Annotated in this window: 27 protein-coding genes; 15 read left to right on the forward strand and 12 right to left on the reverse strand. The window is 72.0% G+C overall.

Annotated elements, in window-relative coordinates; translation table 11 throughout:
- Window positions 1-389 precede the first annotated feature (389 nt).
- On the forward strand, window positions 390-638 hold the full coding sequence (locus ACG83_RS42065) for a WhiB family transcriptional regulator (protein WP_006539780.1): 249 nt from the start codon (window positions 390-392) through the stop codon (window positions 636-638).
- 411 nt (window positions 639-1,049) lie between these two features.
- Here ACG83_RS42065 and ACG83_RS06510 read toward each other — a convergent pair whose 3' ends face one another.
- Entirely contained in the window at window positions 1,050-2,519 is a 1,470-nt protein-coding gene (locus tag ACG83_RS06510) for a sensor histidine kinase (protein WP_006539779.1), read from the reverse strand.
- A 52-nt stretch (window positions 2,520-2,571) separates the two neighbouring features.
- Between ACG83_RS06510 and ACG83_RS06515 the strand changes: the two genes are divergently transcribed.
- The 3 genes from ACG83_RS06515 (at window position 2,572) to bioB (ending at window position 5,880) form a co-directional block, all read left to right on the forward strand.
- On the forward strand, window positions 2,572-3,867 hold the full coding sequence (locus ACG83_RS06515; protein WP_083473078.1) for an 8-amino-7-oxononanoate synthase: 1,296 nt from the start codon (window positions 2,572-2,574) through the stop codon (window positions 3,865-3,867).
- Window positions 3,864-4,580: a dethiobiotin synthase gene (gene bioD, locus ACG83_RS06520; RefSeq protein ID WP_054565126.1), complete on the forward strand. Its 717-nt coding sequence runs from the start codon at window positions 3,864-3,866 to the stop codon at window positions 4,578-4,580. The genes ACG83_RS06515 and bioD overlap by 4 nt, the downstream gene beginning before the upstream one ends.
- A gap of 241 nt (window positions 4,581-4,821) precedes the next feature.
- Entirely contained in the window at window positions 4,822-5,880 is a 1,059-nt protein-coding gene (gene bioB / locus ACG83_RS06525; RefSeq protein ID WP_054565127.1) for a biotin synthase BioB, read from the forward strand.
- Window positions 5,881-5,968: 88 nt separating this feature from the next.
- On the opposite strand, the gene ACG83_RS06530 is transcribed toward bioB, so the two are convergent.
- Window positions 5,969-6,157 (reverse strand): hypothetical protein, encoded by a 189-nt coding sequence (locus tag ACG83_RS06530; RefSeq protein WP_054565128.1) that lies wholly within the window; start codon window positions 6,155-6,157, stop codon window positions 5,969-5,971.
- 84 nt (window positions 6,158-6,241) lie between these two features.
- On the reverse strand, window positions 6,242-6,460 hold the full coding sequence (locus tag ACG83_RS06535) for a biotin/lipoyl-binding carrier protein (RefSeq protein WP_006539775.1): 219 nt from the start codon (window positions 6,458-6,460) through the stop codon (window positions 6,242-6,244).
- Window positions 6,461-6,750: 290 nt separating this feature from the next.
- Here ACG83_RS06535 and ACG83_RS06540 point away from each other — a divergent pair, with 290 nt between their 5' ends.
- Together ACG83_RS06540 and ACG83_RS47875 are read left to right on the forward strand one after the other, a co-directional pair.
- On the forward strand, window positions 6,751-7,710 hold the full coding sequence (locus ACG83_RS06540; RefSeq protein WP_235497697.1) for a DUF5317 domain-containing protein: 960 nt from the start codon (window positions 6,751-6,753) through the stop codon (window positions 7,708-7,710).
- A gap of 76 nt (window positions 7,711-7,786) precedes the next feature.
- Window positions 7,787-7,861 (forward strand): 50S ribosomal protein bL37, encoded by a 75-nt coding sequence (locus tag ACG83_RS47875; protein ID WP_369809780.1) that lies wholly within the window; start codon window positions 7,787-7,789, stop codon window positions 7,859-7,861.
- Window positions 7,862-8,128: 267 nt separating this feature from the next.
- Here ACG83_RS47875 and ACG83_RS06545 read toward each other — a convergent pair whose 3' ends face one another.
- From ACG83_RS06545 to ACG83_RS45250, 5 genes are all read right to left on the reverse strand, one after another.
- Window positions 8,129-9,097 (reverse strand): NAD-dependent epimerase/dehydratase family protein, encoded by a 969-nt coding sequence (locus tag ACG83_RS06545; RefSeq protein WP_054565130.1) that lies wholly within the window; start codon window positions 9,095-9,097, stop codon window positions 8,129-8,131.
- 233 nt (window positions 9,098-9,330) lie between these two features.
- Entirely contained in the window at window positions 9,331-9,618 is a 288-nt protein-coding gene (gene rsrA, locus ACG83_RS06550; protein ID WP_006539772.1) for a mycothiol system anti-sigma-R factor, read from the reverse strand.
- A complete protein-coding gene (locus tag ACG83_RS06555) occupies window positions 9,615-10,427 on the reverse strand; it encodes a sigma-70 family RNA polymerase sigma factor (RefSeq protein ID WP_235497699.1) in 813 nt (270 codons plus the stop codon). The genes rsrA and ACG83_RS06555 overlap by 4 nt, the downstream gene beginning before the upstream one ends.
- Window positions 10,428-10,649: 222 nt before the next feature.
- Entirely contained in the window at window positions 10,650-11,411 is a 762-nt protein-coding gene (locus tag ACG83_RS06560; RefSeq protein WP_235497701.1) for an alpha/beta family hydrolase, read from the reverse strand.
- Entirely contained in the window at window positions 11,408-11,563 is a 156-nt protein-coding gene (locus tag ACG83_RS45250; protein ID WP_158230848.1) for a hypothetical protein, read from the reverse strand. The genes ACG83_RS06560 and ACG83_RS45250 overlap by 4 nt, the downstream gene beginning before the upstream one ends.
- Before the next feature lie 128 nt (window positions 11,564-11,691).
- On the opposite strand from ACG83_RS45250, the gene ACG83_RS06570 reads away from it, so the two are divergent.
- From ACG83_RS06570 to ACG83_RS06595, 6 genes are all read left to right on the forward strand, one after another.
- Window positions 11,692-12,504 carry a methyltransferase domain-containing protein gene (locus ACG83_RS06570; RefSeq protein ID WP_054565132.1) on the forward strand — a complete coding sequence of 271 codons (813 nt, stop codon included), beginning with the start codon at window positions 11,692-11,694 and terminating at the stop codon, window positions 12,502-12,504.
- A gap of 26 nt (window positions 12,505-12,530) precedes the next feature.
- Entirely contained in the window at window positions 12,531-13,898 is a 1,368-nt protein-coding gene (gene aroA, locus ACG83_RS06575) for a 3-phosphoshikimate 1-carboxyvinyltransferase (protein WP_054565133.1), read from the forward strand.
- Window positions 13,899-13,902: 4 nt separating this feature from the next.
- The gene (rsgA, locus tag ACG83_RS06580; RefSeq protein WP_054565134.1) at window positions 13,903-14,970 is read left to right on the forward strand and encodes a ribosome small subunit-dependent GTPase A; all 1,068 of its coding nucleotides are present in this window, start codon (window positions 13,903-13,905) and stop codon (window positions 14,968-14,970) included.
- A 320-nt stretch (window positions 14,971-15,290) separates the two neighbouring features.
- On the forward strand, window positions 15,291-16,070 hold the full coding sequence (locus ACG83_RS06585; RefSeq protein ID WP_054565135.1) for a hypothetical protein: 780 nt from the start codon (window positions 15,291-15,293) through the stop codon (window positions 16,068-16,070).
- Window positions 16,071-16,079: 9 nt separating this feature from the next.
- Window positions 16,080-16,922 (forward strand): histidinol-phosphatase, encoded by an 843-nt coding sequence (gene hisN, locus ACG83_RS06590; RefSeq protein WP_054565136.1) that lies wholly within the window; start codon window positions 16,080-16,082, stop codon window positions 16,920-16,922.
- Window positions 16,923-17,018: 96 nt separating this feature from the next.
- On the forward strand, window positions 17,019-17,777 hold the full coding sequence (locus ACG83_RS06595) for a glycerophosphodiester phosphodiesterase (protein ID WP_054565137.1): 759 nt from the start codon (window positions 17,019-17,021) through the stop codon (window positions 17,775-17,777).
- 439 nt (window positions 17,778-18,216) lie between these two features.
- Here the strand turns inward: ACG83_RS06595 and ACG83_RS45760 are convergent, their stop codons facing one another.
- The 3 genes from ACG83_RS45760 to ACG83_RS06610 all read right to left on the reverse strand — a co-directional run bounded on the left by ACG83_RS45760 (window position 18,217) and on the right by ACG83_RS06610 (window position 21,528).
- The gene (locus ACG83_RS45760) at window positions 18,217-18,414 is read right to left on the reverse strand and encodes a hypothetical protein (protein WP_006544926.1); all 198 of its coding nucleotides are present in this window, start codon (window positions 18,412-18,414) and stop codon (window positions 18,217-18,219) included.
- A 447-nt stretch (window positions 18,415-18,861) separates the two neighbouring features.
- Window positions 18,862-19,995 (reverse strand): alpha/beta fold hydrolase, encoded by a 1,134-nt coding sequence (locus tag ACG83_RS06605; RefSeq protein ID WP_054565138.1) that lies wholly within the window; start codon window positions 19,993-19,995, stop codon window positions 18,862-18,864.
- Window positions 19,996-20,028: 33 nt separating this feature from the next.
- Window positions 20,029-21,528, reverse strand: coding sequence for a gamma-aminobutyraldehyde dehydrogenase (locus tag ACG83_RS06610; RefSeq protein ID WP_054565139.1), 1,500 nt, complete (start codon window positions 21,526-21,528; stop codon window positions 20,029-20,031).
- 318 nt (window positions 21,529-21,846) lie between these two features.
- Here ACG83_RS06610 and ACG83_RS06615 point away from each other — a divergent pair, with 318 nt between their 5' ends.
- Window positions 21,847-23,289: an FAD-binding oxidoreductase gene (locus ACG83_RS06615; RefSeq protein WP_054565140.1), complete on the forward strand. Its 1,443-nt coding sequence runs from the start codon at window positions 21,847-21,849 to the stop codon at window positions 23,287-23,289.
- Window positions 23,290-23,400: 111 nt separating this feature from the next.
- Here ACG83_RS06615 and ACG83_RS06620 read toward each other — a convergent pair whose 3' ends face one another.
- Window positions 23,401-24,804, reverse strand: coding sequence for an aspartate aminotransferase family protein (locus tag ACG83_RS06620; protein WP_054565141.1), 1,404 nt, complete (start codon window positions 24,802-24,804; stop codon window positions 23,401-23,403).
- 190 nt (window positions 24,805-24,994) lie between these two features.
- Between ACG83_RS06620 and ACG83_RS06625 the strand changes: the two genes are divergently transcribed.
- Window positions 24,995-25,483, forward strand: coding sequence for an Lrp/AsnC family transcriptional regulator (locus ACG83_RS06625; protein WP_006544921.1), 489 nt, complete (start codon window positions 24,995-24,997; stop codon window positions 25,481-25,483).
- A 113-nt stretch (window positions 25,484-25,596) separates the two neighbouring features.
- Window positions 25,597-25,857 carry a hypothetical protein gene (locus ACG83_RS06630; protein ID WP_054565142.1) on the forward strand — a complete coding sequence of 87 codons (261 nt, stop codon included), beginning with the start codon at window positions 25,597-25,599 and terminating at the stop codon, window positions 25,855-25,857.
- Window positions 25,858-26,140: the final 283 nt, after the last annotated feature.

The raw sequence follows: 26,140 nt of genomic DNA on the forward strand, positions 1-26,140 counted from the left end.
CGCGGGGCCGAGTCACCCCACAACGGTCAGACATGATCCGGTAGGCCAAAAAGAGCTACGAGACAAGGGATTCTCTCCCCACGGCCAATCCTGGGTGAAGGGTCGGCTCAGCCGTGGTCCGCCCGTGTCCCTGGTGGACAGGTACCGGCCAGACCCGGTGTGAAGACGCATGCAGGTTCTTGCGCACCTGCCCGTTCCGGTGGGAGGGTGGCGAATGTCCGAGGTAGATGCACGTGCACCTGGGACCACGCGCATGCACTCGCACAAGCCCCGATCGTCACGCCCCAACCAGACATCCGAAATTTTCTTCTGGGACGCGACGCAACCAAGGCGGCTCACCGAGCGTCTGATGTGCAGTGTGGTCCGAGACGAGAGAGGGAGTAGTACGCATGGACTGGCGCCACCGCGCGCTCTGCCGTGACGAGGATCCCGAGCTCTTCTTCCCGATCGGTACGACCGGTCCGGCAGAACGCCAGGTCGAAGAAGCGAAGGCAGTCTGCAGGCGATGCGCAGTCACAAGTGACTGTCTCAACTGGGCTCTTGACACCGGGCAGGACTCCGGAGTCTGGGGCGGTCTCAGCGAGGATGAACGTCGGGCGCTCAAGCGCCAGGAACGCCTGCGAGTTCGCACCGCCTGAGCTCGGTAGCGCCCTGGCCTGGGCGACACCGCGCCAGTCGGCGCCAGCACGGAACGTGCCTGCTTCAGGCAGGCCGACCACAACCAAACAATGATCTCTGACAGCCTCGACGTACACGGATGAGCTGGATCTCGCCCCCGGTGGGAGAGGTCGCCCGCGTCCGCTACCGGGGCGTGGTCCCCGCGCGCGCTCGGCGCGGGAGCCGCGAAGAGTAACACCATCGGCCGCTCTGTCCGCTGGTCCGCCGCAGTCGCCTGCACGGACACGGACGGAGCGGCCGAAAAATCTTTCTGGGCCACATTCCCACCCGACGACCCCGCCGACGGAGACGACTCGACCAGCACACGTCGGCCGTGGACGGAGGTCACGCAGTGGGGTCTACCCCGCCACGCAAGCCCCAAACACACGACTTCAGGAAAGTGGAATCGAAAGCAGCGCCTCGGTCCCCCGCTCCGGACCGGCCTGCAGCCGGATGGTCCCCCGCATCTCGCCGAGCACCAGCTGCCGCACGATCTGCAGCCCGAGCCGGGGCGAGTGCTCGAGCTGGAAGTCATCCGGCAGGCCCGCGCCGTCGTCGGCGATGACGATGTCGAGGCGGTCACCCTCACGCCGCACCCGGAGCTCGATCGCCCCCGAGGATCCGTCGAACGCATGTTCGACAGCATTCTGCAGAAGCTCCGAAAGCACAAGTGCCAACGGCGTGGCGAGTTCACCGGGCAGCCGTCCGAACGACCCGGTCCGCCGCGTCGTCGCACGTGTCCCGGTCGAGGCGAGATCCACCGTCACCGAGGTGATCTGGTCCGCGATCTCGTCGAAGGGCACCGACTCGCCGAGGGTCTGGGAGAGCGTCTCGTGCACGACAGCGATCGAGGTGACCCGGCGCACGGACTCCCGCAGCGCGTCCCTGGCCTCGTCCGCCTTGGTGCGCCGCATCTGCAGGCGCAGCAGCGCGGCCACCGTCTGCAGGTTGTTCTTGACCCGATGATGGATCTCGCGGATCGTCGCGTCCTTGCTCAGCAGCTGGGCCTCGCGGCGCCGCAACTCCGAGACGTCCCGGACGAGGACCAGAACCTCCCGGATCGCGCCCGGGTACAGCGGGATCGCCCGGAGCAGCACCACCGTGCTGCCCACCTCCAGCTCGACCTCGACCGGCCGGCGCCGGCTGATCGCGTGCCACACCGCGGGTGTGGTCGCCGGCAGGTTCAGCGCCCGGTGCACGGTGCGCAGGTCCTCCCCGGTGACGTTCCCGGTGTAGCCGAGGCGCCGGTAGGCCGACAACGCGTTCGGGCTGGCGAAGATGACCTTGCCGGCGCCGTCCAGGCGCATCATCCCGTCGCCGACCCGCGGCGGCTCGGGCAGCTCCGCGGAGCCGCCCAGGAACGGGAACGCCCCCTCGGCGATCATCAGTGCCAGGTTGTTCGCCGCCTGCAGGTACGCGGACTCCAGCGCGCTCGGCGTACGCGTCGTCGCGAGGTTGGTGTCACGCGCCAGGACCGCGATCACCCGGTTGCCGTGCCGGACCGGAATCGCCTCGGTGCGAACCGGGACGCCACCGTCCCACTCGGGCTCGCCCTCCCGGGCGATGCGGTGCTCACGCCAGGCGTTCTGCACCACCCAGCGGTTGATGACGACGCTGCCCACCTCGTCGTTGTGGTACGCCGTCGGCCCGGTCGTCGGACGCACCTGGGCCACGACCTGGAACTCCATGCCACCGGCGTGACCCGCGCGTACCGAACCGGACCGGGCGGGCACGAGCAGTAGCAGGTCCGCGAAGGACAGGTCGGCCAGCAGCGCCCAGTCCGCGACGAGCGCGTGGAGGTGGTCGATGTCGTCGTCGCTGAGATCGGTGCCCGCTCGCAGGGCGTCGGCCAGGGTTCCCACGGGACGCAGACTGCCAGACGCCCGCGGTGGCGTGCCGGGCGGCCGGGTCGGAATGCGTACGCTCGCCGACGTGATGCCCGAACGCACCAGCACCACGTCACCAGGCAACCAGCCCGACGGACCCCCCGACGCCGATCCACTCGGCTGGTTGGCGGCGGCGGCACGGCAGCGATCCGAGGCCGGGCTGCACCGGGTCCTGCGCCCCCGGGCACCGCGCCCGCGGCCGGGCGACACGCCAGGCGACACGCCGGGGAACGCGGGGCTGCCGGCCCAGGGCTCCCTGCAGCCCTGGACGGACGGCGACCTCCTGCTCGACCTGGCCGGCAACGACTACCTCGGGCTCGCCCGCCATCCCGCCGTGATCGAGGGTGGGATCGCGGCGTTGCGCGCGTTCGGCGCCGGGTCCACCGGCAGCCGCCTGGTGAGCGGCACCACGACGCTGCACGGCGATCTCGAGGCCGCGCTGGCCGAGCATCTCGGCTTCGCCTCGGCGCTGGTCTTCTCCTCCGGGTACGCCGCCAACCTCGCGATGATCACCGCGCTGACCGGCCCCGGCGACCTGGTGGTCTCGGACGAGCACAACCATGCCTCGCTGGTGGACGCCTGCCGGCTGTCCCGCGCCGACGTCGTGGTCACCCCGCACGCGGACGTGGAGGCGGTCGACAAGGCGCTCGCGACCGGCACCTGGCGGCGCGCGTTCGTCCTCAGCGACTCGGTCTTCTCCGCCGACGGCGACCTGGCACCGCTGGCCGCCCTGCACGGAGTTGTCAGACGGCACGGCGCCGTGCTGCTCGTCGACGAGGCGCACGGGCTCGGCGTGGTGGGCGACGGCGGCCGGGGCGCCCTGGCCGCCGCCGGGCTCGCCGGCCAGCCCGACGTGATCGCCACCGTCACCCTCTCCAAGTCGTTGGGCAGCCAGGGTGGCGCCGTCCTCGGCCCGGCCGCGCTGCGCGACCACCTCATCGACACCGCCCGGACCTTCATCTTCGACACCGGCCTGGCACCGGCCTGCGCGGGCTCGGCACTCGCCGCGCTGCGGCTGCTCACCGAGCGGCCGCAGCTTCCGGAGCAGGTCCGGCGGCGCGCCCACGAGATCGCGGCGGCGACGGGGGCTCCGGAACCGGCCGGAGCTGTGGTCTCCGTGGTGCTCGGCGACCCCGAACGGGCGGTCGGCGTCGCCGCGGCCTGCCGCGAGGCCGGCGTCGCCGTCGGGTGCTTCCGCCCGCCGACGGTCCCCGCCGGCACGAGCCGGCTGCGGGTCGCCGCCCGGGCCGATCTCACCGACGCCGACGTGGCCCGGGCGGTCGGGGTGATCACCGGATCGATCGCACGCTTCCCCGCACGATGAGCGTGATAATCGTCACAGGAACCGGGACCGAGGTGGGCAAGACCGTGGTGACGGCCGCGCTGGCGGCACTCGCCGCGGACCGCGGAACCACGGTGGCCGTCGTCAAACCGGCGCAGACCGGCGTCCGCGCCGACGAGCTCGGCGATGTGGATCTGGTCCGGGACCTCTCCGGGGTCGGGGACGTCCACGAGCTCGTGCGCTACGGCGACCCGCTGGCGCCGGTCAGCGCCGCGCGCCGGGCCGGCCGGCCCACCCTCGACCTCGCCACAGTGGCCGACACCGTCCACACGTTGCGGGCCGACCGCCGCCTCGTTCTCGTCGAGGGCGCCGGCGGCCTGCTGGTCCGCTACGACGAGGCCGGCGCCACCGTCGCCGACCTCGCCCGCATGCTGAAGGCGCCCGTGCTCGTGGTCACCACCGCCGGGCTGGGCAGCCTCAACGCGACCGCGCTCACCCTGGAGGCCATGGCGCACCGCGGCCTCGACCTGGCCGGTGTCGTGATCGGCTCCTGGCCGGCGAGGCCCGACCTGGCCGCCTGCAGCAACATCACCGACCTGGAGCTGCTGGCGGCGCGCCCGCTCGCCGGCGCCGTCCCGGCCGGCGCGGGCCTGCTCGACCCGCAGCGGTTCCTGGGCGTGGCGCGGGCCTCGCTCGAACCAGCACTCGGCGGCGCTTTCGACGCCGCCGCGTTCCGGGCCCGGCACGCCGCATGACGGCACCACATGACGGCCGCACGCCAGCACCATCTGACGGCCACGCCGGCGCCACATGACGGCCGCACGCCGGCGCCGCATGACGGCCGCGCGCCGACACCGCATGACGGCACCGACAGACACTCGTCACAACACCGGCACGATCAGCACGGATGACTGAACAATGGTGGCGGCACGGACACCACGGCCCATGCCGAAGCCTCCGGCTCCACGCCCACCGGCAGCCACACCCGACTTTGCGATGGGGATCCCTGTGACCGCACCTGTGACCACGCCAGTGGAAACGTCCCCGGCCGTCGATGCTCCCGACGACGACCTGCTCGCCCGCGCACGCGAACAGGTCCTCGAGGCCGGCCGAGGGCTCGACGAGCAGGACGTGCTGGCGGTCCTCCGGCTGCCGGACGAATCCCTCAACGACCTGCTCGCGCTGGCCCACGAGGTCCGGCTGCGCTGGTGCGGCCCCGAGGTCGAGGTCGAGGGCATCATCAGCCTCAAGACCGGCGGCTGCCCCGAGGACTGCCATTTCTGCTCGCAGTCCGGGCGCTTCGACTCGCCGGTGCGGTCGGCCTGGCTGGACATCCCCTCGCTCGTCGACGCCGCCAAGGCCACAGCCGCGACCGGTGCCACCGAGTTCTGCATCGTCGCCGCCGTCCGCGGGCCCGACGAGCGGCTGATGGCGCAGATCCGCGAAGGTGTGGCCGCGATCCGCGAAGCCGTCGACATCCAGGTGGCCTGCTCGCTCGGCATGCTCACCCAGGAGCAGGTGGACGAGCTCGCCGAGCTCGGCGTGCACCGCTACAACCACAACCTGGAAACGGCGCGCTCGTACTTCCCCCAGGTCGTGACGACCCACAGCTGGGAGGAGCGGTGGGAGACGTGTGAGCTCGTCCGCGCCGCCGGCATGGAGCTGTGCTGCGGGGCGATCATCGGGGTGGGCGAGTCACTGGAGCAGCGCGCCGAGCTCGCCGCCCAGCTGGCGATGCTGGAGCCCGACGAGGTGCCGCTGAACTTCCTGAACCCGCGGCCGGGCACTCCCTTCGGGGACCTGCCGCCGGTCGACGCCCGTGACGCGCTGCGCACCATCGCCGCCTTCCGGCTCGCGCTGCCGCGCACGATCCTGCGCTACGCGGGGGGACGGGAGATCACCCTGGGCGATCTCGACGTGCGCGGCATGCTCGGCGGCATCAACGCGGTGATCGTCGGGAACTACCTGACCACACTGGGCAAGGACCCCGGCAGCGACCTGGAGATGCTCGCCGACCTGCGCATGCCGATCAAGTCGTTGCAGGCCACCCTGTAGCACCCCGAAGACACGGGCCCGGGCCGGGCCGCCCGCCGCGCGGCGTGACGCCGCCGGCGTTGCGCCGCCGGCCCGGGCAGCCCGCCCGTCAGTTCGACACGGACGTCCCGTGCTCAGCGCACCGGGCGCTCCACCCCAGCGGGGTCACCTGGACGACCAGGCGGCGCCGGCAGGACTGGCAGTACCGCGGCGGTTCGAGCACCCGGGCCCGCGCGCAGGCCTCGTGGCTCCCGATGCTCGCAAGCTGGCCACAGCGGTCACAGAACGAGGCGTCCATAGGGCACCAGCGTAGGGCAGAGCCACCCGCCCGTGCCCTCCCCGGACGCCGCGCCACACCTGGTGGCGAGTCAGGACTCGCGGGTCAGGACTCCACGACGGCGATCAGGTCCCCGTCCTGCACGACATCACCCTCGTTGACGGCGATGCTCGCGACCGTGCCACCCTCCTCGCTGATCACCGGGATCTCCATCTTCATGGAGTCGAGAATGACCAGCGCGTCACCGGCCGCGACGGAGTCACCGACACCGACGACGACCTTCCAGACGTTGGCAACCATCTCGGCACGGACTTCCTCAGCCATCAGGCTTCCCTTCCCTCGCCTCGACCACGCTGCGGCGCTGCTGGTATCAGCGTAGTGGTGACCCGGTGCGCTTCCGTCAGCGCGCCACGAGTGGGCCATGGCGCGCCCCGGGGGCACCCGCGGGCCCGATCGGGTGTCCCGACGCGAGCGCCGCTCAGCGGCGTGTGGGACGCGCCGTGTCCCCGCGGACAGGTCACACCGGCGGCCGGTGGTGTGCGCCCGGGCCACCACCGGCCACACTTACGGATGTGCTCGTACTCCTCCTACTGACCCTTCTGTGCGGGTTGGCCGTGGGTCTCGCGAGGGGCGGAACCCTGGACGCCCTCAGCCGCGTGTACGTCGCCCGGCCCCCGCTGTTCGTCGCAGCGGTGGCCGTCCTGGCGGTTGGCCGGCTCATCGGCCCACTGCACGGCCCCGCATGGATCCTCGCGTCGGCCTGTCTGGTGGTCTTCACCCTGACGAACCGCCGGCTACCCGGGCTGGGGCTGCTCTGTGCCGGCGTCATCCTCAACGCTGCCGTGATCAACGCCAACGGCGGGGACATGCCGGTCTCGGCCTGGGCCGCGGACCGGGCGGGGGTGCCCATCGAGGAGATCACGGCCTCGCATTTCCACACCGTGGCGGACTCGCAGACCTCGCTGCGCCTCCTCAGCGACATCCTGCCGCTGCCCATGCCCGGGTCCGCGGCGGTGGTGAGCTTCGGGGACGTCCTGATGGCCGCGGGGCTGGGCCTGTTCGGCGGCGTCGGCCCGGCGCGGGCACGCCGGACCCTGCAGGCGCGGATGGTCGCCGGCCTCGACCGGCCACGCAGAACGGCGAACGCGGACTCCGCGGAGCGCGGTACGCGGGCCGGCGGGGCCGCCACGGCGGCAGAGCCCGGCCGGGGCACTGTGGCGGACGAACCCGTGCAGGACGGCGGCCGCCTCGCGGCGGCGGTCGCCGTCCACACCGAGCCGGTCGGCGACCTCGCCGGGGATGACGACTTCCCCGAGGGCGACGATTTCGCCTTCCCCGAGGGCGACGACTTCACCGAGAGCGACGACCTCACCGAGGACGGCTGGGCCGACGACGTGACCGTGGCGGACGCGCCCGCGGCCCAGGCCGCCGGCGCCGGCGCCGGCGCGACCGGAGCCGCGGGGGACGGCGCGGCCATCGAGGCCGCAGAGGCCGAGGCCCAGGCCGCCGGGACCGACACGGCCGCGGACCGCGTCACCGGGAGCGGCCCCCGTCACCCGGTCGACACCCCCTGATCGTCGACCGAACCGTCACGACGACGTGCGCCGACGGGCTGGCAGTATGTGGCCGAAGGAATGAGAGGAGGGCGTCATGGCGAAGAAGAAGCGCAAGCGGCGCGCCAGGGCCAAGCACAAGGCCAACCACGGCAAGCGCCCGAACACCTGACAGGTGGTCCGGGTGGGCCGGCGGCGGGCGCTGATGCGTCTCCCACCGGGCCACCCGGACCCTGGGGGCCTGCTCCCGGGCGGCTGGGTCCCTGATCCCGCCCGCACCGCCACGCCGCACAAGCGATTCACCGCAAAAGGGGCAGAAGAGGCGCGGAGGCGCCTGGCGACCCGCAAGAAGTAAGGATTCTGGTCGTTGCAACGACCAGAATCGTTCACTCCTGCGACTCGCCAACCGGGCTAGGCGCGCCAGGCGCGGCGGCCGGGGCTAGGCGCTGGCGGTCGCGGCCGTGCTGCTGAGCCGGCCCCGGATCCAGTCGATGGTGTGCCCGAGCCCGGCATCCAGGCTGACCTGCGGGCGCCAGCCGATCGCCTGCTGGGCGAGGGCGACGTCCAGCGCGATGTGCTGGAGCTCCCCGGGCCGCGGCGCGGCGAACTGCGGATCGTCCGGCACACCCACCAGGCGCGCGACACGGCTGTGCAGGTCCCGCACCGTGGTCTCGACCGCCGTCCCGATGTTGAGCCGCAGGCCGTTGGCGGCCTCGGCCGGCACGCATCGGGCGAAGGCGTCCGCGACGTCCGCGACGTAGACGTAGTCCCGGCTGGTCGTGCCGTCACCGAAGATCTTGGTCGGGCGGCCCTCCAGCAGCGCGGTGCCGAAGATCGCGACAACACCGGCCTCGCCGTGCGGATCCTGCCGCGGGCCGAAGACGTTGCCCAGCGCCAGCGCGGTGCTGGCCAGGCCGTAGGTCGCGCGGTAGACGTTGAGGTAGAGCTCGCCCGCGGCCTTGCCGGCCGCGTACGGCGACTCTGGGGACGGCGCGACGGCCTCGCTGACCGGCAGCACGGCCGGGGTGCCGTAGATCGACCCGCCCGACGACGTGTGGATCACCTTCGACGCACCCGCCAGTCGCGCCGCCTCCAGCACGTTGATCGTGCCCAGCACATTGAGGCGTGCGTCGCGCAGCGGATCGGCCACACTCACCCGGACGTCGATCTGCGCGGCGAGATGAGCCACGACATCCGGCCGCACCCGCGCGACGAAGTCGGTGAGGCCGGTGGCCGTGATATCGCCCTTCTCGAAGGAGAAACGGGCATCCGACCCCGCCTGCGCGAGATTCTCCATTCGCCCGGACGACAGGTCGTCAAGCCCGACGACCGAATGACCATCAGCAAGCATCCGGTCAACGACCGTGGAACCGATGAAACCGGCTGCGCCGGTCACGAGGATACGCACACACAGAAGCCTAACCGCAGCAGCTGTGAGCCCGATAAGCGCCGCACCTGAAAAGCACCGCTTCCGCGCTCACGCCCGCCGGCGGCCTGCCGGCCGGCTGGCCCGGCCAGGCACCTGCTTGCCCCGCTCCACGCCGGGCCGCCCGGGAGTGTCGGAGAGTCCCGGGGCGCACCGGGACGGCGCCGCACACGCAGCCGCAGGCACCCCGCTCCAGACCCGCCGGCGGCTGCCCCCTACTCCGGCTGGAACTCGGCGGCCGCGTCGGTATCGGAGCGGGCCGCCCGCAGGCGCGCGAGCACGCTCAACCGCAGCGAATCCGGCGCCCGCTCACCGCCGCACTTGCGGGCGACCAGCATTTTCACCTCGTGTTCCACGCCGAACTCCCGCAGGCACGGTGAACACTCGTCGAGATGCGACCGGATGAGATTCTGCTGTGAACCGTTGCACTCGCCGTCCAGGTAGAGAAAAACGGCGTCGAGCACCTTCCGGCAGTCAATGTTGTGGCTTGCTCCACAGCTCACGACCCACCGCCCTCGTTCTCGGCGGACCCGGCCGGAACAAGCCCGCGCTCCTGCGCGTACTGCTCCAGCGACTTCCGCAGACCACGCCGCCCACGGTGCAACCGGGACATGACCGTTCCGATCGGCGTGCCCATGATCTCAGCGATCTCCTTGTAGGAGAACCCTTCGACATCGGCCAGGTAGACCGCCATCCGGAAATCCTCGGGCAGGGCCTGCAGCGCCTCGGTGATGTCGCTGTCAGGCAGATGCTCCAGCGCCTCCGCCTCGGCGCTTTTGAGGCCGGTCGACGTGTGTGACTCGGCCTCGGCGAGCTGCCAGTCCTCGACCTGCTCGGTCGGACTCTGCAACGGCTGGCGCTGGCGCTTCCGGTAGGTGTTGATGAAGGTGTTCGTCAGGATGCGGTACAGCCAGGCCTTGAGGTTGGTGCCCTCCTGGAACTGGTGAAACGCCGCGAACGCCTTGACGAAGGTCTCCTGGACGAGATCCTCCGCGTCCGCGGGGTTGCGCGTCATCCGCAACGCGGCCGCGTAAAGCTGGTCGAGGAACGGCAGCGCATCCCGCTCAAAGCGAGCGCCGCGTGCCTCGGCTGTCTCGTCGCCGGTCTCGTCGACCAGGATCACTCCTTCACCGTGCCCGGGACCAGTCACCGGCCCACCGACGACTGCCCGGACCGCCCAACTCTCCGCGCCGGACGATACCCCTGCCACGGACCATGCGCGTGGCGGCGCCGCGGCGTTACCTCCGTGCCCCGGGCGCGTCGCACGACATTCCGTCGGCGGCGCAGCCGAAACAATGTGGTGGGACCTCATCGAACCTCCACGACGCGGCCACCGTGGGAGACGCACCACCTCGGTGCCCCTCGCCCGGTGCCTGCCTCTTGCCCTTCCACTCCGGCAAACCAGCGAACGCCGGTCCCAATTCCCGGTTCCAGCGACGCGAACCTGGGTACCAGAGGTGGACGTGAGCACACATCCGGGGCGCGCCACGCTCTCCTGCGGGCCGCCACGGCCTTCGGCCCTTCCGGGGCCGTCTCAGACCTCGGCATCGGTGCCACCGCCGGCACCGCCAACGCCACCAGAGCCACCGCCGGCAGCAGTGGCCTCGACGCCGGCAGCGCCGGCCAGCTGCCCGAGCAGCCAGGACGAACCGAGATCCGCGGCCTCGTCGGCCACCTCGCCCACCGTCCTCGCGTCACGGACCCGAACCCGGAACGAGTGGTCGGCGCCAGCCACGATCCGCACCTCGACCTGTCGGGACGGGTCGGCCGCCGGGGTTCCGAAGGCGTCACGTTCACCCTGGATCACCAGCACCGGCACACCGGCGTCGGCCAGCTCCGGCTCGCGCGAGGGCCGCCCACCCGGCGGCTGCAGCGGGAAGCCCAGCGCCAGCACCGCGCGGGCCCCGACCGTGCGGGCACAGCGGACCGCCACCCGGGACCCCATCGACGCGCCGGCGAGCCCGAGGAACGCCGGGGAGCCCAGGGCCGCCACCGCGGCCGTGAGGACCCCGTCCAGCCGGCTCGGGCGGTCCGGCGCGCGGCGACCGGCCACCCGGTAGGGCATCTCCAGCGTGGCTACCCGTGTTCCGGCCGCCGCCAGGCGGCCGGCGAGCGCGGTCAGCACCGGCGTGTCGGTGCCGCTGCCAGCGCCGTGCAGCAGCACCACGGTCGCTCCGGGGGGTGCGGCGACACCCGCGAACGTGGCGCCGGCCTGGGCAGACACCGGATCCCCGTCCAGCGGAGCGGGAACTACCCGCAGGCGTCCACCGTCGACAGAGATGAGTTCCCCGATCACCGCGAGCGCTCCGCCGGGCTGGCGTCAGTCACCGGCCTGCCGGCCACCGGCCCGCCGGTCACTGGCCTGCCGGTCGTGGCCCGCGCCGGGCGGGCCTTCGCGGCGAGCGGGGAAACGGCGAACAGGGGAACCGGAACGTGCACGAACGGCACGCGGGTCTCCCTGTTGCCCGAGCCGGTATGGAAGGACACTGCGTGGTCGGCCCGAACATCTGTCAGAATTTCACCTTGCGTGTGTGACATGCCTCGCATCATTGCCCCTCGAAGGGTAGGAACGGTCCATGCTGTCTGGCGCCGACGCCGACGCTCACTCGTCCCGGGCGAACACGAACACGCTGGTCTGTGAGGCCCCGGCCAACAGTGACGACCCCTACTGGGCCTTCTACGAGGAAGTCGCCTCGGCCCAGCTGCGGGAATGGCTGCCCACCGGGCCGGTCCGCGTCCTCGACGTCTCCGGACCGCGTGCCAGGTTCGCACGCCAGATGGCCGCCGCGGGTCACGAGGTGGTGCGGGTGGTCAGCAGCCTGACCATTGACGACGCACCGGGTGCGAGCGACCCGGCGCCCGGCTCCGGCCCCGGCCGGCTGCAGCGGGTCGTCGGTGACGCGCGCTCGCTCGACTGGTTCCGGCCCGGGTCCTTCGACGCCGTCCTCGCCGAGGCACGCGCCCTGTCGTTCTGCCTGGCGACGGAGACGACCCTCGAGGAGATCTACCAGATGCTGCGGCCAGGTGGCCGTCTGCTGCTCTGTGTCGACTCGCTGCTGCTGGGCCTTGCCCGGCTCGCCGAGCAGCACCGGTGGGCGGAGCTTTCGGACGTGCCCCGCGCGGATGTCGTCCTGGTTCCGGCCGAGGACGGCAGCATCACCCGCTGCTTCTGGCCCGAGGAGCTGCGTGCCCTGCTGACCAGCGCCGGGCTGGAGGTCGACTGGATCCGCCCGCGCACCGTGCTCTCGGCCGAGGCGGTCCGCCGGGCCGTCGCCGAGGACGTCTCCTGCTTCCCCACCCTGGTCCGTACCGAGGTCGAGCTGGCCGCCGAGCGCGAGGGCGAGTCGATCGGCATTCATCTGATCGCCTCGGCCCGCCGGCCTGACTGACGGCCGGAATCCGGCATGCTGGCACCGTGACCACCACCACCCGCGAGCAGCGCGAGCAACACGACCCGTGGCCGGCGCCGGTAGCGACCGGGCCGGTCAGCGCAACCGTCGCGGTACCCGGCTCCAAATCCGGCACCAACCGCGCGCTGGTCCTGGCCGCCCTCGCGGACGGGGTCTCCCGGCTGCGTGGTCCGCTCCGCTCGCGGGACACGCTGCTGATGGCGGCCGCACTGCGCAACCTGGGCGCGCAGGTGACGGACCCGCCCGCCACCGACCCCGGTCCGGGCGGCGCCGACCTCGTCGTCACCGGCCCCGTCGGGGCGATCCACGGTGGGCTGGCCTCGATCGACTGCGGCAACGCCGGCACCGTCGCGCGCTTCACGCCGGCACTGGCCACCCTGGCCAAGGGCGACGTCCACTTCGACGGCGACCCACGCATGCGGGAGCGCCCGCTGACCCCGCTGCTGGCCGCGCTGCGGGAGCTCGGCGCGCGGATCGACGGTGATCGGATGCCGTTCACGGTGCGGGGCGGCGGCGGCATCGCCGGTGGCGCTGTGACGGTGGACGCGTCGACGTCAAGCCAGCTGGTGTCCGGGCTGCTGCTCGCGGCGTCCCGGTTCGAGCGCGGCGCGACCGTGACGCACGCGGGGCACCGGCTGCCGTCGGGCCCCTACCTGGACATGACGGTCGCCGACCTGCGCGCGGCCGGGGTGACGGTGCACGTCGACGTCCCCGGGCCGGGCGACCGGCCGGCGGGTACCGCCGGCGCGGCGTCTATCAGGCGTTGGCGAGTGGAGCCCGGCGGCCCCGCGCCGCTGGACCGGGTCATCGAGCCCGATCTGAACAGCGCGACCGCCTTCCTCGCCGCCGCGGTCGCCACCGGCGGCCAGGTCACGATCCCGGGCTGGCCCGCCCACACCGAGCAGCCCGGGCGTCTCTTGCCCGAGCTGCTGGTGGCCATGGGTGCCGCGGCGGAGCTGCGCCCGGAAGGGCTGCGGGTCACCGGCGGCGGGCGGATCACCGGTATCGACGCCGACCTCTCCGACTTCGGGGAGGCCGCCCCGGTGCTGACAGGCCTCGCGGTGCTGGCGGATTCCCCGTCCCGGCTGCGTGGCATCGCCCACCTGCGCCTGCAGGAGACGGACCGGCTCGCCGCGCTGGCCAGCGAGCTGGGCAAGCTCGGCGCACGGATCGCCGTCACCGACGACGGCCTGCGGATCGATCCGGTGCCGCTGCACGGTGCGCGCCTCGACCCGCACGCCGACCACCGGCTGGCGATGACCTTCGCCGTCGTCGGCCTCGCGGTGCCCGGGGTCACCATCGACGACATCGCCACGACCGGCAAGACAGTCCCCGATTTCGCCCGGATGTGGACCTCGATGCTGGCCGGCTGACACCGTGGCACGCGAACTGGACGAGGACGACGTCCGCACCCGACCCGGCCGGGGCTCCCGGCCGCGGACCCGGATCCGGCCCGAGCACGCCGACGCGACCCGGGCCGTCGTGGTCGCGGTCGACCGTGGGCGCTACACCTGCCGGCCGGGCGGCACGGGCGCGTCAGGAGCGACCGGGGCGTCACGTGGCAAGGCCGGCCGGCCGGGCGGGCGGGCTGGTGCAGGCGAGGCCGACGGGGCGGGCGCCGAGCTGGTCGCCGCCGTGCGCGGCGGGTCGATGCGCCGGACCTCCGTCGTCGTCGGCGACCAGGTCGAGCTCGTCGGTGACCTGTCGGGGCGGCCCGGTTCCCTGGCCCGCATCGTGCGCCGCGAGGAACGAAGCAGCCTGCTGCGCCGGACCGCGGACGACGCCGACCCCGTCGAGCGGCCCATCGTCGCGAACGCGGATCTGCTCGTCATCGTCTGTGCCCTGACCGACCCGCCGCCCCGCACCGGTCTGATCGACCGGTGCCTGGTGGCCGCGTACGACGGCGGGTTGACACCGGTGCTGTGCCTGACCAAGACGGACCTCGCGGATCCCGGCCCGGTGCGGGAGTCCTATGAGCCGCTCGGGCTACCGGTGGTCACCACCCGTCCGGGCGGTGACCTGGACCCGCTGCTCGCCCTCCTGCACGAGGCCACCAGCGTCTTCTTCGGCCACAGCGGGGTCGGGAAGTCGACACTGGTGAACCGACTCGTCCCGAACGCCGACCGGGCCATCGGCGTGGTCAACGCGGTCACCGGCCGCGGCCGCCACACCTCCTCGGCCGCGGTGGCGCTCGCCCTGCCCACCGGGGGGACGGTGGTCGACACTCCCGGGATCCGCTCGTTCGGGCTGGGTGCCGTCCAGCCCGAACGGGTCCTGCTGGCCTTCGACGATCTGGCCGCCGCGACGGTCGACTGTGAGCCCGGGTGCGACCACCTGACCGCTCCGGACTGCGGGCTCGACGCGGCCGTCCAGGCCGGTCGGGTCGACCCCGTACGGGTGGCCAGCCTGCGGCGGCTGCTCGCCACCCGCGTCACGCCCGGCTGACCCGGGGGCACGTGCCCGGCACCGAGTGCCGATGTCCGGTGCCCAATGTCCGATGCCCAATGTCCGATGCCCAGTGCCCAGTGCCCGGTGCCGACCCCGGGCATCGGCACTGGTGCTGGTGCCGACGCCCGCGCCGGCACCGGTCCCAGGGCGGCCGGCCCGGACAACCGAGGCAACGGTGCCGCACAACCACTGGCGTCCCAGAACTGCGCGCGGTCGCGCAGGGCTAGCTTCAACCATGTGATCAACAAACCCTGATCCCGATCGGGTGATCATGCTAACGGGGCACCTAGTCTCGGGCTGTGATTGATCAAGGGACGGTGCCGCGCGCGAGCGAGTTCGCCCGCGTAGCCCGCCGCCGGCGCCGGCAGCCGGTGGAGGCCGAACGCGAGATCCTGCGGGCCGCGACGGAGATGATCGGATCCGCCGAGACCAACGTGCCGATCACCGTGGCCGCGCTGATGGCACGGACGGGGCTGGGGCGGTCGGCGTTCTATGCCTACTTCCGCGACCTTCCCGATCTGCTGCGCCGGCTGCTCCACGAGATAGAGGGCGAGCTCTCGGCGACGTCGTCCGCCTGGTTCGACGGCAACGGCGACCCGGCCGAGGACTGCCGGCGTTCCGCGCAGACCCTGGTCGACGTCTACCAGCGGCACGGGCTCATCCTCAGCGCCATCGCGGACGCCGCCGCGGCGGACCCCGACCTCGCGGCCCGCTACCAGCAGGCGACGGTGGACGGATTCGCCGCCGCCGTGGCCGAGCGGGTCGACCGGGAACGCACCCGCGGCGCGGTTCCCGGCGACCAGCACCCGCAGAGCCCACGGGCGCTGATGGCGATGACCGATACATATCTGCGCGAAACGCTCGGCCGCCATCCGCGGGCGGATCCCGCCGTCGTAGTGAGAACGCTCACGCTGGTGTGGTCCCAGGCCCTCTACGGGCGGACACCTGCCGACCCGGCGGAGCCGCCGACCCGCACGGCGACACCAGATAACAGCGGGCCAGCGGCCCCTGACGATGTGCCCGCGGCCCGAGACGGCCGGATCGAGGCCGCACGCCCGGTGGGCGCAGGGCTGATCCCGCGACGTCGAAACTCGTAGTCTTCCCTCGTGACTCCGTCAAACCCGAGCCCCGTCAGCGCCAACCCGGCCGGGGCGGTCGACCCCACCGGCTGGCTGGCCGACGACCTCGCGCTCGCACTGAGCCTCGCCGACGCCGCCGACCGGATCACCCTCTCCCGTTTCCAGGCGGTGGACCTCCACGTCGAGTCGAAGCCCGACAACACCCCGGTCTCCGACGCGGACACCGCCGTCGAGTCCATGATCCGTGAGCGCCTCGCCGTCGCGCGGCCCGGCGACGGCGTGCTCGGCGAGGAGGAGGGCCTCGTCGGTGAGAACACGCGCCGGCGCTGGATTCTCGACCCCGTCGACGGCACCAAGAACTTCGTCCGCGGGGTGCCCGTATGGGGAACCCTGCTCGGTCTCGAGGTCGACGGCGAGATGGTCGTCGGTGTCGCGAGCGCACCGGCGATGAGCCGGCGCTGGTGGGCCGCCCAGGGCATGGGCGCCTTCACCCGGAACGCCACCGGTGACACCCGCGCCCTGCGGGTCTCCTCCGTCGCCCGGTTGTCCGACGCGTTCCTCTCGTTCGCCTCGATCGAGGGCTGGCGGACGGCCGACCGGCTGCCGGAGTTCCTCAGCCTCGCCGAGCAGGTCTGGCGCAGCCGGGCCTACGGCGACTTCTGGTCGCACATGATGGTCGCCGAGGGCGCCGTCGACCTCGCCTGCGAGCCCGAGGTCTCGCTGTGGGACCTCGCCGCCCTCCAGATCATCGTCGAGGAGGCCGGCGGGCGCTTCACCGACCTGCGCGGGCAGCGCGGGCCGTCCCACGGCACGATCCTCACCACGAACGGCCACCTGCACGACCTCGCCCTGAAGCACTTCACCAGCTGAGCCGCCGGTGACGCGCCCGACGCACCTGACGCGACCTGCCCGGACCTCGGCCCGCCCGGTGCGGCTCCGGGTGGTCGGCGTGCGGCCGGCACCATCATGGTGATCGGCTTCGCGCACCGCGGCGCGCCGGCTCTCTGCCAGCGGGAGAACGCCCTGCCGGCTTTCCGGCGCGCGCTGGCGGCGGGTGCGAACGGCCTGGAGTCGGACGTCTGGCTGACCGCCGACGGCGTCCCGGTGCTGCGGCACGATGCGACGCTGGGCCCGGCCTGGCTCCCGTGGCGGCGGCGGGTGGCGGAGCTGCGCCGGGCCGACCTGCCGAGGTGGATGCCCACCCTCGCCGAGCTCTACCAGGACGCCGGCCGGCCCTTCGAGCTCAGCCTGGACCTGAAGGGCCGCCCCGCGGGGATGTCCACGACGGCGGCCGCCGAAGCGGTTCTCGCCGTCGTCCGGGCCGAGGGCGGCCAGGCCGCCCTGCGGCGGCTGTGGCTGTGTGGCCCGCTGTCCGACCTACGGGCGTGGCGGCGGCTCGACGGCGATGTCAGGTTGGTGAACTCCACCTCGGCCGCGGAGGTGGCCGCGAACGGCGGTGCCGCCGCGTATGCCCGCGTCCTGCGGGACGCCGGCGTGGACACCCTGAATCTGCGCACGCGGGAGTGGACGCCGGCCCGGGCCGGCGTCGTGGCCGACCTGCACGCGGCCGGAATCCTTGCATTCGGGTGGGACGCACAGTCCACGGCGACGCTGCGGCGGTTGCTCGGCTACGGTCTCGACGGCCTCTACTCGGACCATCTGCACCGGCTGGTCGCGGTGACCGCCACGCCGAGGCCACGGCGACCACTTACCTCGGACGGCTGACCACTTACCTCTGATGGCTGACGGCCGGTCCTTGAGGGCTGCCCGGTTCCGGACAGCCACCGGGCACGGATACCTAACGGGAATCCGATCATCCGGAACCGCTCGCCCGCAATAAGTGACACACACGAGAACAAAGAGTCACCCGATTGGGGGTGACTCACAGGCCGAATGTGACTGTACCACTACTAGGACGATTGACCTGACCGCCCCAATTCAGTGAAGTTCTCAGAGTCAGCCAGAGCGGAAGACCACACATCGTGGCCAAGACGTACGCGATGAGGCGCCGACAGCAGACACGCTCGGACGCTTTGTTGACACGGTCGGCAACCGGAACCACAGGCCCCTGCCCGACTCGAAGGATCTCGACGACTCCGAACACCCGGAAGCATGCCCACAGCACCGGGCCCGCGACTCCACGAACGCCGGGATGAAGGACTAGTCAGTCTTTGACGGCGACGTCGAGCATCTTCGCGGGAAAACCTGTCCGTTCCGCGACGTTCTCGATGGAGTACCCCTGCTCGACGAGGTCACGAGCCTGTTCGAGGGTCCAGCCCCGACCGGGGTCGACCCGACGGACGACCACCTCACTCGCCTGATGATGTTCCTGCGGCCAGCTCAGTCGCGCACGGCGTGCCAACGGTCGACCTCCGAGGTTTTGACGGGCATTAGCGTTACCAGCCAAGGATAAGCCAGAAACGCGCCTTCCCGCTCCATGAACTTCGCGATAGCGGCCACGCCAGAGTAATGCGCAACCGTCACGGGGACACCCCCGTGTCCCCCACCACCTCCACACCATCATCTGGTCGCCGGACGGAGCCACCCGTCGGCACCGAAGCAGCCGCGTTACTTCGACCGAGGTCGGCATGGCGGGATGTCGGTTGGACATGTCCACTTAACTTGCCCGGCCGGTACTTGTCGGGCGAGTTGTTGTCCGGTAATGTCCACGGCTCGCCTGAGACAGATGAGGACAAGTACACCCGGCACGTTGCTTCGCCGAGGCATCTCGCGCCCAGATCCCGCCGCCGCGGCATGAGCGCCCATCGCACCGTACCCCGCTGCGAACGGCGCCCGGCGGTTACGAAGGTCATCCGCCGCCGACAGCGGTACCTCCGCCAGCGGGAGCCGGTCGCACCCCTGGCGGGGGTGCCAACGGCTGCGGCCGGCCCGCACCGCGGTGACCGCCCGCACCGCGGCGGCCGACGCCCTCACCACGGCCCCCGCCCTCACCACGCCTGTCTTCAGCGCGCTCGCCCTCACCGCGCTCGCCCTCACCGCCCTCACCGCGCTCGCCACCCGAGCCGTGGGAGCGCAGCAACGCGCGCCACTGTCGATCCGAGTGACTGGCCGGCCGGGTGGTGGCCAGAAAATCCTCCAGAACAGCTTGAAATCGGACCGGATCCGAGTGGTGCGGATAATGTCCGGCGTCTGGAAAGATCTCCAGGCGGCTTCCCGGCATGGCCGCGTGCGCGATCCTGGCGTGTTCCACCGGGATGACACCGTCGTGCTCACCCCACACGATCAGCGAGGGCATACCCGCAGCGAGATAGCACCGGTCGAGCATGGTGATCGCCTGTCCCCTGCCGTCCACGGCGGAACGCAGGGTGCGCAGGAACGCCTGCCGGGCCGTCGACACCTGCAGCGAGGCGAAGACCCGCATCAGATCGTCCGCGTCCCGGCCCACATCGGTGTGCAGCAGCCGCAGCGCGCCCACGACCATCGGGCTGACCCCACGGACCGGCGCACTGGCCAACAGCGACAGCACATGACCCGAGCCCGGGACCGTCGCGGCCCGCAGGAGCGGGTGCAGGTCCGGCCCGACACCTCCGGCCGAGACCAGGACGAGCCGTTCGCAGCGGGCCGGGAACTGGTAGGCGAACTGCATCGCCACTCCCCCGCCCAGCGAATGGCCGACGACGGTCACGCGCTCGATGCCCAGGACGGTGAGCAGGTCCCGCATCCCGCACGCATAGCCCGCGACCGAGTAGTCACCCCGAGGCTTGTCCGAAAGGCCGTGCCCGAGCAGGTCCGGGGCTATCACCGTGTGGCTCCGTGCCAGCTCCGGGATCAGGTCACGCCAGGTTCCCGAGTTGTCCCCGATACCGTGGATCAGCAGGAGTGCCGGGCCCCGGCCCGCCCGCAGATAGGCGCGCCGATATCCGTGCACGGTCACGAAGCGGCTGCGTAGATCCTTCCCGGCTCCTGGGCTCCGCGTGACCACCCGCCGCTCTTCCCGACTTCCGGCCACCGACCGTCACCGCCGCCCGCCCTGGAATGCGAAGTTGTGCATGACGTGCTTGATACGGGTGTAGTCCTCGAGCCCGTAGACGGACAGATCCTTTCCATATCCACTCTTCTTGAACCCTCCATGCGGCATCTCCGCGACGATCGGAATGTGCGTGTTCACCCACACGCAGCCGAAGTCGAGCCGCCGGGTGACACGCATCGCGCGCGAGTGGTCAGCTGTCCAGACGCTGGACGCAAGTCCGTACTCCACGCCGTTCGCCCAGGTCACAGCCTCGTCCTCGGACGAGAACGTCTGGACTGTCACCACGGGGCCGAACACCTCCTGCTGGACCAGCTCGTCCTCCTGGCGCAGCCCCGCGATGACGGTGGCCGGGTAGAAGTACCCGGGCCGGTCATCGGTCGTCCCGCCGGCGAGCAGGCGGGCGTGCTCCGGCCTGCGCTCGACGAACCCGCTGACCCGCTCGAGCTGGCCGGCACTGTTGAGGGGCCCGAAGTCGGCGTCGGCGTCGGCGCCTGAGCCAGCGCGAGCGCCAGCGCTGGTGCCGGGGGGCGCTCCCGGCTGGCGGGGCGGGCCGGTGACGGTCACGCGCGCGGCCTCGGCGAGCGCGTTCGCCAGTTCGTCGGCTATGCCTGGCCCGGCCAGCACCCGGGTGGCCGCCGTGCAGTCCTGCCCCGCGTTGAAGTACGCGGCACCGGCGATGGCGGGCGCCACCTCCGCCGGGTCGACGTCGTCGAAGACGATCACCGGCGCCTTGCCGCCGAGCTCCAGATGCACCCGCTTGAGGGAGTCCGCCGCCGCCCGGGCGATCTCCATCCCGGCCCGGACGCTGCCGGTCACCGAAGCCATCGCGGGACCGGGATGGGCGACCATCGCACGCCCGGTATCACGATCACCACAGACCACATTGAGCACACCCGGTGGCAGGAACTCCGCGGCGATCTCGGCCAGCAGCAGCGAGCTGGCCGGCGTGGTCTCCGCCGGTTTGAGCACGACCGTGTTCCCGGCGGCCAGTGCGGGCGCGATCTTCCAGACCGCCATCATCAACGGGTAGTTCCACGGCGTGACCTGAGCACAGACCCCCACCGGCTCACGCCGGACGTAACTGGTGTGGTCCGCCAGGTACTCCCCGGCGGCACGTCCCTCCAGCAGCCGGGCGGCGCCGGCGAAGAACCGGATCTGGTCGGCCGACGGCGCGATCTCCTCATCCAGGGTGAGCTGAAGCGGTTTCCCGGTGTTCGCGCACTCCACCGCGGCGATCTGGTCCGCCCGGCTCTCGACGGCGTCCGCCAGCCGCAGCAACGCACGGGACCGCTCGCCCGGGGTGGTGTACCGCCATTCCTCGAAGGCCTCCGCCGCGGCGCGTACGGCCGTGTCGACGTCCACCTCCGCGGAGATCGGCGCGTGGGCGAGGATCTCACCGGTGGAGGGATCCAGTACCGGCATTGTCCGGCCATCCCGCGACGGCACCGACTTCCCGCCGACGAAGTTGTTCAGCGTCCGGTCCATCCGCCTTCTCCCTCTGCTGGCGTTCAGTGCGCGCTTCCTCGGGTCCAAGGCCCCTACCCATCGGACCCGATGGTTCCACGAACCTTTCGACGCGGATAGCGTGCCGGGCCGACTCCTCGACAATCGAAACCTTCGTTTATGGGCGTTTTGGAAGTCGCTCAGAAACCCGCTGTCGGCCCCGGCATCGGGTGGATGCGACCCTGATGCGGGTCCCGGGACGGATGCGGGGCCCGGGGACCGGGGACCGCGGTGGTTGCGGTCGCGCGCCTGGACCGGCAGCCACGACGACCGGCACGTCCCAGCGGAGGCACGGACACCGTGAGCGACAGCGACACCCGCCCGTTCGAGACCGGATCAGGCGAGAACGGGCCAGGCGAGACCGGATCGGACGAGACCGGATCGGACGACGCCCGACCAGGCGACAGCGGCGCGGACCGCGCGTTGGTGAGCCCGACCGGCTGGTCGCTATGGGCCGGCGCCCCGGACGAGCCGGGCCGCCCGCTCGGTCCCCGCGCCCGCGGCGCGCTCACCGCCGACGTCTGCGTGGTGGGTGCTGGTTACACCGGCCTTTGGACCGCCTACCACCTCGCCCGCACCCATCCGGCGCTGCGGGTGGTCGTCGTCGAGAAGGAGACCGTCGGCTTCGGCGCGTCCGGGCGCAACGGGGGCTGGTGCTCGGCGCTGTTCCCGACCGCCGCGCTCGCCGCGCAGATGCGTCCCGCGCTGGCGGCGACCATCGACGAGATCGGGGCGATCGCCCGCGAGGAGGGCATCGACTGCGACTTCGTCAAGGCCGGGACGCTGCGCGTGGCCACCACGCCGGCCCAGGCGACCCGCCTGCGCCGCACCGCCGGCACCGAGTGGCTGGACGCGAACGAGGTCGCCGGGATCGTCCGGGTCGCCGGGGCCGAGGGCGGCGTGCTCGACCCCGACTGCGCGGTGCTGCATCCGGGCCGCCTCGTGCGCGGGCTCGCGGCCGCCGCCGAGCGCCGCGGGGTCACGGTGTTCGAACGCAGCCCGGCCCGCCGCATCGTTCCGGGGCGGGTGGTCCTCGACGGCGGGGTCGTGCGCGCCGACGTCATCGTGCGCGCCACCGAGGGCTACACCGCCACGTTGCCGGGGCTGCGCCGCGAGGTCGTGCCGATCTACTCCCTGGTCGTGGCGACCGAGCCGCTGGGCCCCGCGACGTGGGACGAGATCGGCTGGGAGCGCAGGGTGGCGGTGACCGACGACCGACACATGATCATCTATGCGCAGCGCACCGCCGACGGACGGATCGTGCTCGGCGGCGAGGGCACGCCGTACCACTTCGGCTCCCGGATCAACCCGTCCTTCGACGTCGAGCCGGCCATCTTCGACCAGCTGCGGCAGACCCTCGCCACGTTGTTCCCAACCGCGGCGACGGCTCGGATCACGCACCGCTGGGGCGGGCCGCTGGGCGTGCCCCGCGACTGGACGCCATCGGTCCACCTGGACCGCGCGACGGGGCTGGCACACGCCGGCGGCTACGTCGGGGACGGGGTGGCGGCGAGCGCGCTGGCCGGCCAGACCCTGGCCGAGCTGATCACCGGGCGCAGCTCGGAGCGGACCGGCCTGCCCTGGGTGCGCGGCGAACGGCGGCGCTGGGAGCCGGAGCCGCTGCGATGGCTCGGCATCACCGGCGGCACCCGGCTGGCCCGCGCGGTCGACGCCAGGGAGAACCGCACCGGTCGGCCGTCCCGGCTCGGTTCCGTCCTGGCGGCGCTCACCGGGGGCCACTGACCGCGGGAGGCCGTACGGGCCGCTGCATGTGACGCGGCGCTGCCGGCAGCGGCTGCCAGCGGCACTGTCAGCGGCCCGCAGCCAGCGGCACTGTCAGCGGCGGCGGCACTGTCAGCGGCGGGCGAGGTCTCCCGCCATCGCGTCCAGGCTGTCCAGGTAGCGGTCGACGTCCGCGTCGGTGTGCTGCACGGACAACGTCCACTCCTCCTCGCGGCCGGGAGCCATCAGCACCGCCCGGTTGGCGTTGTAGAGCCAGGCGAGCTCCGGGAGGGCCGCGTTCTGGTGCGCCATGAACGAGGTGTAGTCGCGGATCGGGGCGTCGGTGAAGTGGACGCAGCCCTTGGAGCTGATCCCGACCGGGTAACCAGCCAGGCCATGCCGGGCCAGGATGTCGCGGCAGCCCGCCATCAGCCGGTCGTTGAGCCGGTCCAGGTGGGCGTATGCCTCGGGGGTCAGCACCTCCAGCAGGTTCGCGCGCGCCGCCGCCATCGCCAGGGGGTTCCCGTTGTAGGTACCGACCTGCTTCACCTTGTCCGAGGCGACCACCGCCATCAGCTCCTCGGTGGCGCCGATGGCACCGGTCGGCAGCCCGCCGCCGAGCGCCTTGGCGAGGGTCACCATGTCCGGGAGCACGCCGAACCGCTCGACCGCGCCGCCGGCGGCGACGCACAGGCCGGTCTTGACCTCGTCGAAGATCAGCACGATGCCGTGCCTGCGGGTGATCTCACGGACGGCCTGCAGATACCCGGGCTCGGGCAGCACGACTCCCAGGTTCATCATGGCCGCCTCCATGATCACACAGGCGGGCTTGCGGCCCTCGGCCTCGAGCGCCTCGATCCGTCGCTGCATCGCGGCGGCGTCGTTGAACGGCACCGCCACGGTGAGGTCGACGACGGCCTGCGGGATCCCGGCGCCGTAGCTGAGGGAGTTCATCCGGTCGGGCGGGCCGATGTCGTCGTACGGCGCGCCGATGGAGACCATCACGTAGTCGTGGTGCCCATGGTAGGAGCCGAAGATCTTCATGATGGGGTCGCGGCCGGTCACCCCGCGGGCGATCCGGATCGCGTCCATGGTCGCCTCGGAGCCGGAGTTGACGAAACGCCACTGCGGCAGGCCGAAGCGGCGGGCCAGTTCCTCGCTGACCACCACGGAGTCCTCGGTCGGCATGGCGAAGTGTGATCCGAGCGGGATCCGTTCGCTCACGGCCCGCACGATCGCCGGGTGCGCGTGGCCCTGCACCATCGAGCCGTACCCGTTGTGGAAGTCGGAGTACTCGTTGCCGTCGACGTCCCACACCCGCGAGCCACTGCCGCGGGTGAGATAGATCGGCCAGGGCTCGCGGGCCTGGTAGGACGACGGGACCCCGCCGGTCATCGTCCGCGCCGCCCGGATGTGCAGGGCCCGCGACCCCTGCGTACGGCTCTCCAGCGCGCGTTCCTCGCGCGCCATCAGGCCGGCGATCGTCTCGGCGGAAACGTCGGGACCAGAAGACAGGGTCGTCGCGTCCGGAACCATCACCGCGCCCTCCTCTGCTGTCGCCTACTGAAATCGTAGACCCAGGATGGCGTTTACAATGGAATCGGTGGAAAGCAAGGGTTGTGAAGACCGCATCCCTATTGGTGCCACGACCGCAATACGATGACGCACAGCGAGTAACCACCCCACGATCGACGTCCGTCGGACGAACCATCCAGGAGGATGTCGCGTGCAGCCACGCCGGTCGCCCGGTCAGCGCCAGGCAGCCGAGCCGCTGCTGGATGACATCAACAAGGCGATCATCGAGCAGCTCCAGCAGGACGGGCGGCGCTCCTACGCCTCGATGGCCGCCAGCGTCGGCCTCTCGGAGGCGGCGGTACGCCAGCGCGTCCAGCGCCTCCTCGACGCCGGCGTCATGCAGATCGTCGCGGTGACCGATCCGCTGCGCGTCGGCTTCCGCCGTGAGGCCATGGTCGGCGTCCGGGTCTCCGGCGACACCCGCGAGGTCGCCGACGCGCTCGCCCAGCTGCCCGAGGTCGACTACGTCGTGCTCACCGCGGGCACCTTCGACATCCTGGTCGAGCTGGTGGCCGAGGACGACGAGCACCTGCTGTCCCTGATCAACGATCAGATCCGGGCACTGCCGCAGGTCAGGGAGACGGAGACGTTCGTCTACCTGCGCCTGGTCAAGCAGACCTACTCCTGGGGCGCCCGCTGACGGCGGGGCGTCGACAAAACGACAAGAACCACCCGCGAGCAACCATGAAGAGCCAACGGGAGTCCAACCCTTCACGAGAACTGGTTGCTTCCGGCTCGATCGAAGAGGAGACCATGGCGCTCGTCCACCATGACCCGCGGGACGGCATCCTGATCACGAAGATCGGGCAGGCGGAGATCACTGTCCGGCCTGAGCCTCCCGCCAGCACAGGCGCGGCACCCGTCGTCCTGCTGCGGGTCGACGCCCCGATGCTCGACAGCCTGGCCGCGGCCTATCTCGACCCCGACGAGGCCCGCGCCCTGGCCCGATCACTGCTGTGGGCAGCCGACCAGCTGCGCCCGGCAAGCCCCTGGCGGACGCCCCCACGACCGTGACAGGCGCGCGTCCGACCGGCGCGCCGGTCGGACGCGGTCAGCGATCCAGCCGAGCGGTCAGCCGTCAGCCGTCAGCCGTCAGCCGAACTCGTAGCGGATCGGCAGATGGCTGCGCCCGCCGGCCACGATCAGGGAGTCGTTCCATCGCCGGCCCGCGCGCGCTCGGGCCGGCAAGCCGAGCCGAGCGGGGCGACCGGCCACTGCCAGACGGCAGCCGGGTTCGTTCCTGGAGCGCGATTCTCGCCCGCACGACCCGACTACCGATCTTGACCGGGCATCAGCG

The organism is Frankia sp. R43 (assembly GCF_001306465.1).
Taxonomy (GTDB): domain Bacteria; phylum Actinomycetota; class Actinomycetes; order Frankiales; family Frankiaceae; genus Parafrankia; species Parafrankia irregularis.